Origin of the sequence: Streptomyces sp. NBC_00461, from assembly GCF_036013935.1 — a bacterium.
Lineage (GTDB): Bacteria > Actinomycetota > Actinomycetes > Streptomycetales > Streptomycetaceae > Streptomyces.
Map to the genome: position 1 here is coordinate 4,193,192 of NZ_CP107902.1, position 13,917 is coordinate 4,207,108.

At 69.6% G+C, this 13,917-nt stretch carries 12 protein-coding genes; 10 read left to right on the forward strand and 2 right to left on the reverse strand.

The window, feature by feature from the left end; translation table 11 throughout:
* Window positions 1–48 precede the first annotated feature (48 nt).
* Window positions 49–2,808: a penicillin acylase family protein gene (locus tag OG870_RS19595; protein ID WP_266839991.1), complete on the reverse strand. Its 2,760-nt coding sequence runs from the start codon at window positions 2,806–2,808 to the stop codon at window positions 49–51.
* A 239-nt stretch (window positions 2,809–3,047) separates the two neighbouring features.
* Here OG870_RS19595 and OG870_RS19600 point away from each other — a divergent pair, with 239 nt between their 5' ends.
* The 6 genes from OG870_RS19600 (at window position 3,048) to mscL (ending at window position 8,807) form a co-directional block, all read left to right on the forward strand.
* Window positions 3,048–4,583 (forward strand): potassium/proton antiporter, encoded by a 1,536-nt coding sequence (locus tag OG870_RS19600; protein WP_266520363.1) that lies wholly within the window; start codon window positions 3,048–3,050, stop codon window positions 4,581–4,583.
* Window positions 4,584–4,919: 336 nt separating this feature from the next.
* On the forward strand, window positions 4,920–6,182 hold the full coding sequence (locus OG870_RS19605) for an MFS transporter (RefSeq protein WP_266839989.1): 1,263 nt from the start codon (window positions 4,920–4,922) through the stop codon (window positions 6,180–6,182).
* Between the two features lie 67 nt (window positions 6,183–6,249).
* Window positions 6,250–6,591: an FmdB family zinc ribbon protein gene (locus tag OG870_RS19610; protein ID WP_266515979.1), complete on the forward strand. Its 342-nt coding sequence runs from the start codon at window positions 6,250–6,252 to the stop codon at window positions 6,589–6,591.
* Between the two features lie 98 nt (window positions 6,592–6,689).
* Window positions 6,690–7,523 carry an S-methyl-5'-thioadenosine phosphorylase gene (locus OG870_RS19615; protein WP_266681337.1) on the forward strand — a complete coding sequence of 278 codons (834 nt, stop codon included), beginning with the start codon at window positions 6,690–6,692 and terminating at the stop codon, window positions 7,521–7,523.
* Window positions 7,524–7,679: 156 nt separating this feature from the next.
* Entirely contained in the window at window positions 7,680–8,210 is a 531-nt protein-coding gene (locus OG870_RS19620) for a hypothetical protein (RefSeq protein ID WP_327691191.1), read from the forward strand.
* A 138-nt stretch (window positions 8,211–8,348) separates the two neighbouring features.
* The gene (gene mscL, locus OG870_RS19625; RefSeq protein ID WP_266515987.1) at window positions 8,349–8,807 is read left to right on the forward strand and encodes a large conductance mechanosensitive channel protein MscL; all 459 of its coding nucleotides are present in this window, start codon (window positions 8,349–8,351) and stop codon (window positions 8,805–8,807) included.
* Window positions 8,808–8,850: 43 nt separating this feature from the next.
* On the opposite strand, the gene OG870_RS19630 is transcribed toward mscL, so the two are convergent.
* Window positions 8,851–9,039, reverse strand: a complete 189-nt coding sequence (locus tag OG870_RS19630) for a hypothetical protein (RefSeq protein WP_327691192.1) — start codon at window positions 9,037–9,039, stop codon at window positions 8,851–8,853.
* 131 nt (window positions 9,040–9,170) lie between these two features.
* Between OG870_RS19630 and OG870_RS19635 the strand changes: the two genes are divergently transcribed.
* The 4 genes from OG870_RS19635 to OG870_RS19650 all read left to right on the forward strand — a co-directional run bounded on the left by OG870_RS19635 (window position 9,171) and on the right by OG870_RS19650 (window position 13,916).
* Window positions 9,171–10,400 carry a low temperature requirement protein A gene (locus OG870_RS19635; RefSeq protein ID WP_327691193.1) on the forward strand — a complete coding sequence of 410 codons (1,230 nt, stop codon included), beginning with the start codon at window positions 9,171–9,173 and terminating at the stop codon, window positions 10,398–10,400.
* Window positions 10,401–10,453: 53 nt separating this feature from the next.
* Entirely contained in the window at window positions 10,454–11,497 is a 1,044-nt protein-coding gene (locus tag OG870_RS19640) for a P1 family peptidase (RefSeq protein WP_327691194.1), read from the forward strand.
* A gap of 218 nt (window positions 11,498–11,715) precedes the next feature.
* Complete coding sequence (locus OG870_RS19645; protein WP_266515998.1) at window positions 11,716–12,942, forward strand: L,D-transpeptidase; 1,227 nt, start codon at window positions 11,716–11,718, stop codon at window positions 12,940–12,942.
* A gap of 227 nt (window positions 12,943–13,169) precedes the next feature.
* A complete protein-coding gene (locus OG870_RS19650) occupies window positions 13,170–13,916 on the forward strand; it encodes a DUF6227 family protein (protein ID WP_266516001.1) in 747 nt (248 codons plus the stop codon).
* Window position 13,917: the final 1 nt, after the last annotated feature.

Genomic DNA, 13,917 nt, shown 5'->3' on the forward strand with positions numbered 1-13,917 from the left:
CCATTTCACTGCCGTTGCCCTGCCTTGCCTCGCCTTGCCTTCAGCGGCTCACGGCTTCAGTACGAGGGTGTCGCTCGTGTCCTTGTCCACGGCCTTGTCCGTGAAGTTCCAGTCGAGCAGCTCGCCCTTGACCCACTTGCTCGTCTGGTCGGTGTAGTGAGCGCTGTAGGCGTGCCCCGAGGCGCCGGTGAGGTTGATCCACTTCGACTTGTCGAGGTCGCCGAGGTTGACCACCATGCGCATCGACGGCACCCACACGACGCCGTAGCCGCCGGCGGCGTTCCAGCCGGTGGCGTTGACCGTCGCCTCGCCGCCGCTGAGCTTCCAGGGACCGCGGTTGAGGATGTACTTCAGGAAACCGGGGCCGTCGGTGCCGAGGGTCTGGTTCTTCAGGAACAGGCGGTGCAGCCGGCCCCAGCTCCAGGAGTCGATGTCCTTGCCGAGCTTGGCGGTCAGCTCCCAGCGGGCGTCGATCATGGCGCGCGCCAACAGATCGTCACGGTTGTCGTCCGCGCCCGGCCGGGTGAGCGACTTGGGCGTGGTCCACCAGTCGCTCTTCTTGTCGTTCATGAGGGTGCGCACGACCTCGAACCAGCGGTCGCCGCCGTCCGGCTGTGCCTGGTCGGCGTCGCGCTGGCCGCACTCACGGACCTTCTTCGTGTCGTCCGCGGGCCCGGTGGTGCTGACGGGATCGACCCACAGGCACTGGCCCTCGACCCGCAGTTCCTTGGGCAGTTTGTTGCCGAAGGCGAGCTTGAGGACGTTGCGCCAGACCGCGTTGAAGTAGGCCGCGGCCGCCGAGTCGGCGTCCTGGGTGTAGTCCCAGCCCTCCAGCAGTTCCTGAGCCTGGCGGACGTCCTTGTCCTTGAGGTCGATCTTCAGCAGCTTGGGGACGAGCAGCTTGGCGATCTCGCTGCTGTTGTCCAGCTGCATCTGGCGCATGTCGTCGGTGGAGACCTTGCCGCCGCCCTTGATCTTCGACTCGATCAGGTCGGTGATGCGCTGGCTCCGGGTGCCGTAGCCCCAGTCCGTGGTGAGCGTGTAGGGGTACTTGTCCGGGTCGACCACGGCCTGGTTGGCGGTGACGATGTAGCCGCGCTTCGGGTTGTACTCGTAGGGCAGCGCGTCCTGAGGGATGTACCCGGTCCACTTGTAGCCGGAGTCCCAGCCGGGCGCGGGGATGGAGCCGTCGTCCTTCTTCGCGCGCGTGGGGATCTTCCCGGGCAGTGTGTAGCCGATGTTGTCCTTGTCGGCGTAGACGAGGTTCTGCGAGGGCACGTCGAACAGCTTGGACGCGGAGCGGAATTGGCTCCAGTTCGAGGCCTTGTCCATCGCGAAGACGGCGTCCATGGAGGTGCCGGGGGCGAGCGCGGTCCAGCGCAGCGCGATGCCGTAGCCGTCGCCGCGGTCGGGCGCGGCCGTGTCGACGGCTGCCTTCCTGCCGACCTTGACCAGCTCGTCGTCCCGGTCGGACAGCAGCGGCATGCCGTCTGCGGTCTGGCGGACGATGATCTTCTTGGCTGCGCCGCCGGCGACCTTGATGGTCTCCTCGCGCGTGGTGAGGGGCTTGACGGTGCCGTCGTACAGGTACCCGTCGCCGCTGAGCTTCTCCAGGTAGAGGTCGGTGACGTCGACACCGGAGTTGGTCATGCCCCAGGCGATGTCCTGGTTGTGGCCGATGACCACGCCGGGCATGCCCGCGAAGGTGTAGCCGGTGACGTCGTACTGGCACTTGCTGGAGACGGTGCGGCAGTGCAGGCCCATCTGGTACCAGACGGACGGCAGCGAGGCCGACAGGTGCGGGTCGTTGGCCAGCAGCGGGTGGCCGGTGATGGTGTGGCTTCCGGCGACGACCCAGGAGTTGGAGCCGATGCCCTGGCCGTTCACGCCGACGGCCGTGGGCACGTCGTCCAGGACGTTGTAGAGACCCGATAGCTGGCTCTGCAGGGCCGAGCCCGTCGACGTCGAGGACGTGCCCGCCGTGCCGCTGGTGGACGTGCCACTGCCGGACGTGCCGCCGTTCTGCTCGAACGTCTTGGTGAGGGCGTTGTACTGGCCCTCCTGGACGATCGCCTTGTTGCGGCTGTAGGGGTAGTCCGGGTACAGGTCGGCGATCTGCTTGGGGCCGAGCCGGCTGGTCATCAGGGCGCGGTCGATCTCGTCCTGCATGTTGCCGCGCAGGTCCCAGGCCATCGCCTTCAGCCACGAGACCGAGTCGACGGGGGTCCACTGCGAGGGCTTGTAGTCGTTGGTGAAGCCCAGTGCCGCGTACTCCAGGGAGATGTCCTTGCCGTCCTTGCCCTGCAGGTAGGCGTTGACTCCCTTGGCGTAGGCCTGGAGGTACTTCTTGGTGGAGGCCGACAGTTTGGTGTCGTACTCCTTCTTCGCGACGCGGTCCCAGCCCAGGGTCCGCAGGAACTCGTCGTTCTTGACCTGGCCCTTGCCGAACATCTCCGACAGGCGCCCGGAGGTCATGTGGCGGCGCACGTCCATCTCGTAGAACCGGTCCTGCGCCTGGACGTAGCCCTGCGCCATGAACAGGTCCGCGTCGGAGGAGGCGTAGATCTGCGGGATGCCGTTGCCGTCGCGCTTGACGTCGACGGGGCCTGACAGGCCGTCGAGAGTGATCGATCCCTTCGTCTGCGGGAACGACGCCCGGACGGTGCTGATGGACCAGTACGCCCCGTAGGCGATGCCGCCGATGATGGCCAGGACCAGGACCAGCACGACCAATCGGGCTTTGCGCCCCTTCTTCCTGCCGGACTTGCCGGGCTTGTCACCCGTTGTGGCGGTGGTGTTGGGGGGCATCGCTGTCCTTGCTGTCCTCACGCGAGCGGCAGGGGGTCTGTGACGTTGAATGAGCGCTGGAGCAACCATAGGCGCAGGGCCTTGCGGCCCTTGACGCGGAGTCGGGAACGAGCGGGGACGGGCGTTCGATCTTGCCTCCAGGAGTGTCAAGAGATCGTCAAGAGTTAGGTAAGGTAACGAAGTACCTGGGTGCGGAGTTCACCGGCTTCGTGTCCTATGTACGTGAGCTCCCGCGCGGGATGCGCGTGAGCCAGGGAAGGGAACGGCCGCTGACTGTCCACCATCTCAACCAGCTTCTGCTCGTCTGCTCGCTCGTCCTGCTCGTCGCCGTGGCAGCGGTCCGGATCTCCTCGCGCAGCGGGCTCCCCAGCCTGCTCGTGTACCTGGGGATCGGCATCGCCATGGGGCAGGACGGCATCGGCGACGTCCGCTTCGACAATGCCGAACTCACCCAGGTCATCGGATACGCGGCCCTCGTCGTGATCCTGGCCGAGGGTGGCCTGAGCACGAAGTGGAAGGAGATCAGGCCCGCCCTGCCGGCCGCGTCCGCGCTGGCGCTGGTCGGCGTCGCGGTGAGCGTCGGGGTGACGGCCACGGCCGCCCACTACCTGATCGGGCTGGAGTGGCGTCAGGCGCTCATCATCGGTGCGGTCGTCTCCTCGACGGATGCGGCGGCGGTCTTCTCGGTCCTGCGGAAGCTCCCCCTGCCCTCGCGCGTGACGGGCACCCTGGAGGCCGAGTCCGGTTTCAACGACGCACCCGTGGTCATCCTGGTCGTCGCCTTCTCCACTGCGGGCCCGGTCGAGCACTGGTACGCACTGCTGGGCGAGATAACGCTGGAGCTGGCCATCGGCGCGGCCATCGGCCTCGCGGTGGGCTGGCTCGGCTCCTGGGGCCTCAGGCACGTGGCGCTGCCCGCCTCCGGCCTCTACCCGATCGCCGTCATGGCGATCGCGGTCACGGCGTACGCGGGCGGCGCGCTGGCGCACGGCAGCGGGTTCCTGGGCGTCTACCTCGCCTCGATGGTGATGGGCAACGCGAAGCTGCCCCACTGGCCCGCGACGCGCGGATTCGCCGACGGGCTCGGCTGGATCGCCCAGATCGGCATGTTCGTCCTGCTCGGCCTCCTGGTCACTCCGCACGAGCTCGGCGACGACGTGTGGCCCGCGCTCGTCATCGGCCTGGTGCTGACGATGGTGGCGCGGCCGCTGGGCGTGGTGCTGTGCCTGACGCCGTTCCGGGTGCCCTGGCAGGAGCAGACCCTGATGTCGTGGGCCGGGCTGCGCGGCGCCGTCCCCATCATTCTCGCGACGATCCCGATGGTGCAGGGCGTGGACGCCAGCCGCCGCATCTTCAACATCGTCTTCGTCCTGGTCGTCGTCTACACCCTGATCCAGGGGCCGACGCTGCCGTGGCTCGCCCGCACGCTGCGCCTGGGCGAGGACAACGAGGCCGCCGACCTCGGCGTCGAGTCCGCTCCTCTGGAGCGGCTGCGCGGGCACCTGCTGTCGGTTGCGATCCCCGAGGGCTCGAAGATGCACGGCGTCGAGGTCAACGAGCTGCGACTGCCGGCCGGGGCCGCAGTCACCCTCGTCGTACGCGAAGGAAAATCGTTTGTCCCGCTGCCCACGACGGTCCTGCGGCACGGCGACGAGCTGCTCGTCGTCGCCACGGATCCGGTGCGGGACGCGGCGGAGCGGCGACTGCGCGCCGTGGGCCACGGCGGCAAGCTGGCCGGATGGCTCGGGACGAACGGGGCCGGGTCGGGGCGCTGAGGCCGGCGTGAGGCTGAGGCGGGCGTGACACTGAGGGGCGCGCGGCGCTTGGGGGTGAATGGCATGTTTCGCACTGTTCACACCCCGGGCAATCCCAGGTGAACGGCGACATGGTGCTCGTTTTCACAGGCGCGCCGCTCATTGATCCCTGTACGATGAAGGCGCACTTTGATCGAACCAACTCTGCCTGACGCAGAACTGGCGCGACCGCATGGCGGCCGTGGCGCCCCCGCAGTGGGCCGCCCCCGGTATCTACCGCAGTTCCGCGCAAGAGGACAGCTCTCGGCGCCGCCCGCGTAAGGGGCCGCGCTACCAGGTGGCAGAAAGGCACGGGCCGTGGCATCCACGGTCACCTCCCGCCCAGGCTACGGACAGCTGCTGCGCACCCGCGGCGCCTGGACGTTCCTGCTCCCCGGCTTCGCGGCACGCCAGCCGTTCGCGATGCTCACCATCTCCATCGTGCTGCTCGTGCAGCACACCACCGGCTCCTACGGTGCGGCGGGCGCCGCGGCGGCCGTCACCGGTGTCTCCATGGCGCTGTTCGCGCCCTACAGCGGCCGTCTCGCCGACCGCCACGGACAGCGCGCCGTACTCATCCCCGGCGTGCTGCTGCACTCGCTGTCGGGCCTGACCCTGACAGCACTCGCGCTGGCCCACGCTCCCCTGTGGGCGCTGTTCGCGGCGGCCGTACCGACGGGCGCCTCGGTGCCGCAGGTCGGGCCCATGGTGCGCGCCCGCTGGGGCGGGAAGCTCCAGGGCACGCCCCTGATGACCACCGCGGCCGCGTTCGAGTCCGTCACGGACGAGCTGACCTTCGTCTTCGGCCCGCTGCTGGCCACCGCCCTGTGCACCACCGTCACCCCGGCCGCGGGCCTGGTGACGGAGGCGTCACTGACGCTCCTCGGCGGTCTGCTGTTCGCGGCACAGAAGGGCACGCAGCCCTCCGTCACCGTCACCGGGCACACGCGCGTGGAGCACGTTTCCGCTCTGCGCGTCCCCGGTGTGCGCGTGCTGATCGTGGCCTTCCTCGGTATCGGCTGCGTCTTCGGCGGCATGCAGGTCTCGCTCGCCGCGTTCACCGAGTCGATCGGTCAGCCCGGCCTGAACGGCGTCCTGTACGGCGTCTTCGCCGCGGGCAACATGCTCTCCGGCATCGTCTGCGGCGCCGTCGCCTGGAAGGTGGCCCCGCAGCGGCGCCTGGTCCTCGGGTACGGCGGTCTCGCCCTGGCGGCCTCCGGCCTGTGGGCCGCGCACTCGGTGCTCCCGCTGGCCGGCCTCGGTCTCCTGGTGGGCATGTGCATCGCGCCCGCGCTGATCACCGGCTACACACTGGTCGAGGACCTGGTCCCGGCCGGTGCCCGTACCGAGGCCTTCACCTGGCTGACCGGCGCGGTGGCGCTCGGCCAGGCGGCGGCCGTCACGGTCGCCGGGCAGCTGGAGGACCGCTTCTGGGGCGGCGCCGGATTCCTGGTGCCCGCGGGCGGCACGGTGCTCGCCCTCGCCACGCTCGTGGCCCTCAGGACACGGCTGGCCTCACGGCCCCGCAGCCGGACCGTCGCACGTGGCGTCGGTCACCGAGTGCCGGTGACGGTGGACTGATCCTCGGGAATACGTCACTATGGACCCTCGTTAGCACTCACTGAGTGAGAGTGCCAGGAGGAAGACAGTGCCGACCTACCAGTACCAGTGCACCGCGTGCGGCGAGGGCCTTGAGGCGGTGCAGAAGTTCACCGATGACGCCCTGACCGAGTGCCCCGAATGCAGTGGCCGCCTGAAGAAGGTGTTCTCCGCGGTGGGCATTGTCTTCAAGGGCTCCGGCTTCTACCGCAACGACAGCCGCGGCTCCTCGTCGAGCAGCTCGCCGGCGTCGAAGCCGTCGACGTCCACCTCGTCGTCGGAGCCGTCTTCATCGTCGTCGTCCGCTTCGAGTTCGTCGTCGTCTTCGTCGTCCTCGGACTCGAAGTCGAAGTCGTCGAGCGCCGGCTCCTCGTCGAGCAGCGCCGCGTAGCACTCGCTCACTGACCCTGTCGTCGTAGGACGGCAGGGTCTTCGGCATCTCCTGGGCCGCTCTCGGTCCGCCGCCGGGGGCCGGATACTGTGCTGGCCATGGCGAACGCAGAGATCGGTGTAATCGGCGGCTCGGGCTTCTACTCGTTCCTCGACGACGTGACCGAGGTCGAGGTGGACACCCCGTACGGGCCGCCCAGCGACTCCCTCTTCCTCGGCGAGATCGCCGGTCGACGGGTCGCCTTCCTGCCCCGCCACGGACGCGGCCATCATCTGCCGCCGCACCGGATCAACTACCGGGCCAACCTCTGGGCGCTGCGGTCGGTCGGCGCGCGCCAGGTCCTCGGGCCCTGCGCGGTGGGCGGCCTGCGCCCCGAGTACGGGCCGGGCACGCTGCTCGTGCCGGACCAGTTGGTCGACCGTACGAAGTCCCGCGTGGGCACGTACTTCGACGGACTGCCGCTGCCCGGCGGCGACATCCCGAACGTGGTGCACGTGTCCCTGGCCGACCCCTACTGCCCTGTCGGACGTGCGGCCGCTCTGAAGGCCGCGCGAGGGAGGGACTGGGAGCCCGTGGACGGCGGCACCCTGGTCGTGGTCGAGGGGCCGCGCTTCTCCACCCGCGCCGAATCGCTCTGGCATCAGGCGCAGGGCTGGTCGGTGGTCGGCATGACCGGCCACCCCGAGGCGGTCCTCGCCCGTGAACTGGAGCTCTGCTACTCGTCGATGACGCTGGTCACCGACCTCGACGCGGGTGCCGAGACCGGTGAGGGCGTCTCGCACGACGAGGTTCTGCAGGTGTTCGCGGCGAACGTGGACCGGCTGCGGGGCGTGCTGTTCGACGCGGTCGCCGCCCTGCCGGTGAACGAGGACCGCGACTGCCTGTGCACGAAGGCGTTGGGCGGGATGGATCCGGGATTCGAGCTGCCGTAACGGGGGCAGCAGCGGGGACGAGGGGGGGCGGAACTTCCCGTTCGGGTGAGGGAGTTGTCCACAACCCGTCGGCCATCCACCGGCCTCGGCAGGAATCGGCGCAGAGCCTCATCGTGGGTCTGCAAGCCCGATTCCTCGCCGCAGGTGGTGACCCGCATGTCCTCTTCACCCTCACCTCTTTTCCCGAGCCCGCCCGGCCCCGACGCTCCCGCCACGTGCGAGGTGCCGCACTTCACTCCCGTACGGGTGCGCGGCGGGCGGTATCAGCTGCAGCGGCTCGTACGACACCGGAGGCGGGCCGTGGCCGCCGGCCTCGCCGTGACCGCGGCCGCGCTGGTGGCGGCGGGTCCGCGGGACACCGACCGGGCGCGCGGGCATCCGGTGGCGGAGCCCGTACGGAAGCACCGGACCGTCGAGATGGTGGCCGCGCCCGTGCGGATCGCCGACGGGGCCACGGTCCGGCTGCTGCGGCCCGGGGACCGGGTGGACGTCGTCGCCGCCCAGGAGACGGCGACGGGCGGCGAGGCCCGCGTGGTCGCGCGCGGAGCGCGGGTGACCGAAGTGCCGGAGGCCCTGGACGATACGGGCGGCAGTGGGGCGCTGGTCGTGCTCTCGGTGCCCCGTTCCACCGCGGCACACCTCGCCGGTGCGGGCGCGACGGCGCGGCTGGCGGTGACGGTGTGCTGATCCGCGCCGCCCGTTTCCTGCGCGACTTCCTGTCAAGTCCCTCGTCCGTGCCACCCGATTGGACAGGGCGGTCTCGCATTGACGTAGGTTGCGGAACTGTTTGTTCCCCAACTTGCGTATGTGAGAAGAGGCCCCGAGGTGAGCGAGAAGAAGGAACCGAGCGTCTGGCAGGGCTTCAAGGCCTTCCTGATGCGCGGGAACGTCGTCGATCTGGCGGTGGCGGTGGTCATCGGCGCCGCGTTCACCAACATCGTGAACGCGGTGGTGAAGGGGATCATCAACCCGCTGGTCGGGACGATCGGAACCCAGAACCTCGACGCCTACAGCTCCTGCCTGAGCGAATCGTGCAAGGGCGACCAGGGCATCCAGATCCTGTGGGGCTCGGTCCTCGGCGCCACCCTCACGTTCGTGATCACCGCGGCCGTCGTGTACTTCCTGATGGTGCTGCCGATGTCGAAGTACCTGGCCCGGCAGGAGGCCCGCAGGAAGGCGCGGGAGGGCACGCACGAGGTGCTGGAGGTGACCGAGCTGGAGGTGCTCAAGGAGATCCGCGACGCGCTGGTCGCACAGCGTGGTTCCGGGCACAACGAGCACTAGCGGCACGAGCCTGCCGGCGCCCGCGGGCGGCGTCCGGCACGGCTCAGATGTGGTGGGGCGGCTTCTCGTCGAGGAAGCGCTTCAGGTCGGCCGCGGCGTCGCCGCCGGCGCCCGGTCGCTCGCCCCAGCCGCGGTCCGTGTCGTCCGAGGACTGCTGGTCCAGCGGGTCGTCGAAGATCAGCGCGGGCTTCGGGGCAGGCGGCTCGGGGGCGGGGACGGGGGCGGAGGTCATGCCTCCAGGGTACGGGGCCGGAGGCGCGCGGCCTTCCGGCCGGGCGGGTGGTGGATCACACCCCTTGCCGGACCGTGCGCCGCTGGGCCACTCACAAGATTTTCCGGCGCTTATCTGGTGTGCTGGAACGCATGACGAGCAGTTCGACTCCCCCGCCGGCGTCCGCCGGCGAGCCCGCGGAACACAGGCCACTGCGCAGACTCAAGGCCCGCGGCCGCGACGAGGCGCACCGCGTCGCGTCACCGCTGGAACTCTTCTTCGACCTGTGCTTCGTCGTGGCGATCGCCCAGGCCGGCGCCCAGCTGGTGCATGCCATGGCCGAGGGGCACGCGGGCGTGGGGATCCTCAACTACGCGATGATCTTCTTCGCCATCTGGTGGGCGTGGATGAACTTCACCTGGTTCGCCTCGGCGTACGACAACGACGACGCGCTCTACCGGGTCGTCACCCTGGTCCAGATCGCCGGTGTGCTGGTCCTCGCGGCCGGGGTCTCGCGAGCGTTCGAGGAACACGACTTCCTGGCCGTGTGGCTGGGCTACGTGATCATGCGGCTCGCCATGGCGTCGCAGTGGCTGCGCGTGGCGCGGTCGACCGAGGGCGCCGAGCGAACCATGGCGCGGCGGTACGCCGCCGGCGTGCTGCTGTGCATGATCGGCTGGCTGGGACTGGTGCTGCTGCCGGAGGACGCCCGGGCGTGGGTGTTCCTGGTGATGGTGTTCGTGGAGATGGGCGTTCCGGTGTACGCGGAGAAGGCCCACCCCACGTCCTGGCACCCGCACCACATCGCCGAGCGGTACGGACTGTTCACGATCATCGTGCTCGGCGAGACCATCGCGGCGGCCACCGTCGCCATGAAGTCGGGCGTGGACGAGCACGACGCCCTGGGCGACCTGTTGCCGATCGCCGCGGGTGGGCTGCTGATCATCTTCGCCGCCTGGTGGATCTACTTCGTGGTGCCGATCCACGGTCATCTGCGCTCCAACCGGCAGTCCTTCCTCTGGGGTTACGGCCACTACCTGATCTTCTCCTCGGCGGCAGCGATCGGTGCCGGCCTGGAGGTGGCGGTGGAGCAGGCGGTCGGCAAGGCCCACATCTCCACGCTGGCCGCGTCCGCGGCGGTGACCCTGCCGACGGCGCTGTTCCTGCTCACTGTCTGGGCGCTGCACTCCCGCTTCTACAAGGTGGGCATCGCGCAGCAATTGGTGCTGCCGACCACGGCACTGCTGGTGATCGTCTGCACGTTCCTCGGCGACTGGGCGGTGTTCGCGGCGGGGCTGGTGTCGGCGCTGGCCGTGGCCACCGGGACGACGCTGACGGCACGGATGGGCGCCGGGGAGCGTGCCACCACCCCGGTGGAGTGAGCGGGGCCGAGCGGGAAAGCCCGTCACCTCCCGCGCGGGGCGAGACTGAGGGCATGACAACCGAGTCCAGGACAGTTGACGCTCTGACGGACGTCGCCGGGGTGCGGGTGGGGCACGCGACGCGCATCGGCGACGGTTGGCTCACCGGCACCACGGTCGTACTCGCCCCGGAGGGTGGGGCCGTGGCCGCCGTGGATGTGCGCGGAGGCGGCCCCGGCACGAAGGAGACCGACGCCCTCGACCCGCGCAACTTCGTGAGCAAGGTCGAGGCGATCGTGCTGACCGGCGGCAGTGCGTACGGGCTCGACGCGGCGTCCGGGGTGATGGCCTGGCTGGAGGAACAGGGGCGGGGTGTGCGCGTCGGCGTGGACCCGGCACACGTCGTGCCTGTGGTGCCGGCCGCCTGCATCTTCGACCTGGGGCGGGGAGGAAGGTTCTCCGCGCGGCCGGACGCGAGCACCGGCCGGGCCGCGGTGGAAGCGGCCGCGGCGAGCGCGGTCGGGGCACCCGTGGCGGAAGGGTGTGTGGGCGCCGGTACGGGAGCCGCTGTGGGACCGGTGAAGGGCGGGGTCGGCAGCGCGAGCACCGTTCTCGGCTCGGGGATCACGGTGGCCGCGCTGGTGGTGGCCAACGCGGTCGGTTCGGCGATGGATCCGGAAACGGGCGTCCTGTACGGGGAGTTGTTCCAGGGACGGGCGGCCTACCCGGATTCACACATCCACGAGGCCGCGCGCAGGCGCCTGGAGGAGAGTGCCGCTGCGAACGGGCTCCCCCCGCTGAACACCACCCTCGCCGTCGTCGCCACCGACGCGGAACTGTCCAAGGCCCAGGCGCAGAAGCTGGCCGGCACGGCGCACGACGGCATCGCCCGCGCCGTGCGACCGGTGCACCTCCTCACCGACGGTGACACCGTGTTCGCCCTGGCGACAGGGACGCGCGCACTCGACGCCGAGCACCCCCTGGCCTTGAACGAAGTCCTGGCGGCAGGCGCCGATGTGGTCACCCGCGCGATCGTAAGAGCCGTGCGCGCCGCGGAGCCGGCGTCCGGCGCGGGCGGGCAGTGGCCGTCGTACGAGGAGTTGTACGGGGCTCGCTGAGGAGACCGCCGCCAGCTGGGTGCGTGGGCGTCCCGCCGAACACGCACCTCCGGCACCCCGCGCCCAGCGCCCAGCGCCCAGCGCCCACCACCCAATTGTCGCGGTTCTGTCACGTGATGGCCTTCGTCGCTGTCGGCGGGAACCTCAGTGGTCGTTGATTGCCTCTTTGTCCACGCACTGGAGCGGATCACTCACATCACACGAACCTGGAGCAGCCCGTGACAACGCCGGACATTGCAGCGCGGCGAGTACTGGGGGCCTGTGCCGCCCTGATGGTCGGCGCCCTCACCCTCACCGGCTGCGGTGGCAACGCCAATGCCAGTTCGTCCTCCGACGGCGGCAAGGACGGCGGCAGCTCGGCCAAGACGTCCACGGCGAAGATCGTCATCTCGGCGAAGGACGGCTCGACCGACGCGTCGATCAACTCGACCGGCGTGAAGGTCAGCGGCGGCAAGCTGACCGACGTGAAGATGACCGTGGCGGGGTCGGGGCAGGCCGTGCCGGGTTCGATATCCGCGAACGGCGCCGACTGGAAGCCGAAGGAGCAGCTGGAGCGCGGGACGAAGTACCAGCTCTCGGCTACCGCCAAGGACTCGGGCGGTCGTACGGCTGCCGCCAACTCCATCTTCACGACCGTCACTTCGGCGAACAGCTTCATCGGGACGTACACCCCGGACAACGGGACGACGGTCGGTGTCGGGATGCCGGTGTCGTTCAACTTCGACAAGGTGATCAGCGACAAGAAGGCCGTGCAGTCGCACATCACCGTCAGCACCAACAGCGGGCAGAAGGTGGTCGGGCACTGGTTCGGGTCGCAGCGGCTCGACTTCAGGCCCGAGGAGTACTGGAAGGCCGGCTCCAAGGTCACGATGAACATCGACCTGGACGGCGTCGAGGGCGCGAACGGCGTCTACGGGGTGCAGAAGAAGACCGTCACCTTCACGGTCGGGCGCTCGCAGGTCTCCACGGTCGACGTGAACACGCAGACCATGACGGTCGTGCGCGACGGCAAGACACTCAAGACGATCCCGATCTCCTCGGGCAGCCCGGAGCACACGACGTACAACGGGCAGATGGTGATCTCGGAGAAGTTCGTGCAGACGCGCATGAACAGTCAGACGGTGGGCCTGGGCGGCGAGTACGACATCCCGGACGTGCCGCACGCGATGCGTCTGACCTCGTCGGGGACGTTCATCCACGGCAACTACTGGTACAACAAGGGCAATCCGCCCTTCGGCAGCCAGGGCACCAGCCACGGCTGTGTCGGCCTCGCGGACGCGCAGGGCGCGCAGGGCGCCACGCCCGCCAAGTGGTTCTACGACAACTCGCTCATCGGGGATGTCGTGATCGTCAAGAACTCCCCCGACAAGACCGTCGCGCCGGACAACGGGCTCAACGGCTGGAACCTGGCGTGGAGCGAGTGGGTCGCGGGCAGCGCCGCCTGATCACCGCGGACAGCACCGCTTGATCGCCGCGGGCGGCAGGCTTGCCGCGAGCACCTCAATCCCTGCCTGAGCAGGCGGTTCTGACAGATCATCGGGCCGTGTGGGAACGTCTCACACGGCCCGGGCGTTTTCCGGGCGTACGTTTTCTCGGTTCCCGGACATGATGTCCGACCGAGGGGCTACGGTATGCACCCACAAGGTGACATGCAGCAACGCCGGGAGAAACCTTGAGCGTTCCGTACGAGACGGCAGCGTACGAACCACCCGAGTCGCCCGAGTCTCCGGAGGAGCACCTCGCGCGACTGCTCGGCCGTGCCCTGAACTCCTTCGAGCTGCCGGACGAGGCTATACAGCGGCTCGACTGCGCGCTGGCCCACGACAGTTCACTGCACTCCGCGCACCACAGCGCGGGGCTGCACCGCGAGACGTACCGGCACACCTGGCTGCTCGCCGACGGTTCGGCGCTCACGCTGTGGGAGCTCGTGCACAACACCACGCGCGGCGGCGACCCGCAGCACGAGGTGTACGCCGACGAGGAGGAGCTGCGCGCCGCGACCGTGCGCCTGCCGCTGCCACAGGACGAACCGGACTTCGAACTGCCGGTGACGGTACAGCTGTCGCCGATCCCCGCGCCCCGGCACGCATATGTGCCGGACGACTCGGCGGATCATGCGCGCCGGCTGCTGCGCCGTGCCGAGAACCCGGACCGGCCGGGGTCGGAGACGGCCACGCTGCTCGCCACGGCGTTCGCGCACCAGATCACGCAGGCCTTCGGGCGCCCGTGCCGCGCGGGCCGCGCCGGACTCTGCTACTCGCTCTACGAGCACGCCTTCCTGCTGCGTGACGGCGAGGAGGTCTCCCTCTGGGAGGTCGAGCACACGGCGACGCCCGACGGGCGGCACATGTGCGAGGTGTACGTCAGCGAGGATGCTGCCCGGGACGCGATGGAGCGGCGGGCGGCACAGGTTTCCTGAG

Excerpts from the sequence above, each read along its gene's own strand:
- OG870_RS19595 (WP_266839991.1), bottom strand. The coding sequence starts at position 2,808 with ATGCCCCCCAACACCACCGCCACAACGGGTGACAAGCCCGGCAAGTCC.
- OG870_RS19600 (WP_266520363.1), top strand. The coding sequence starts at position 3,048 with ATGCGCGTGAGCCAGGGAAGGGAACGGCCGCTGACTGTCCACCATCTC.
- OG870_RS19615 (WP_266681337.1), top strand. The coding sequence starts at position 6,690 with ATGGCGAACGCAGAGATCGGTGTAATCGGCGGCTCGGGCTTCTACTCG.
- OG870_RS19620 (WP_327691191.1), top strand. The coding sequence starts at position 7,680 with ATGTCCTCTTCACCCTCACCTCTTTTCCCGAGCCCGCCCGGCCCCGAC.
- OG870_RS19630 (WP_327691192.1), bottom strand. The coding sequence starts at position 9,039 with ATGACCTCCGCCCCCGTCCCCGCCCCCGAGCCGCCTGCCCCGAAGCCC.
- OG870_RS19635 (WP_327691193.1), top strand. The coding sequence starts at position 9,171 with ATGACGAGCAGTTCGACTCCCCCGCCGGCGTCCGCCGGCGAGCCCGCG.
- OG870_RS19640 (WP_327691194.1), top strand. The coding sequence starts at position 10,454 with ATGACAACCGAGTCCAGGACAGTTGACGCTCTGACGGACGTCGCCGGG.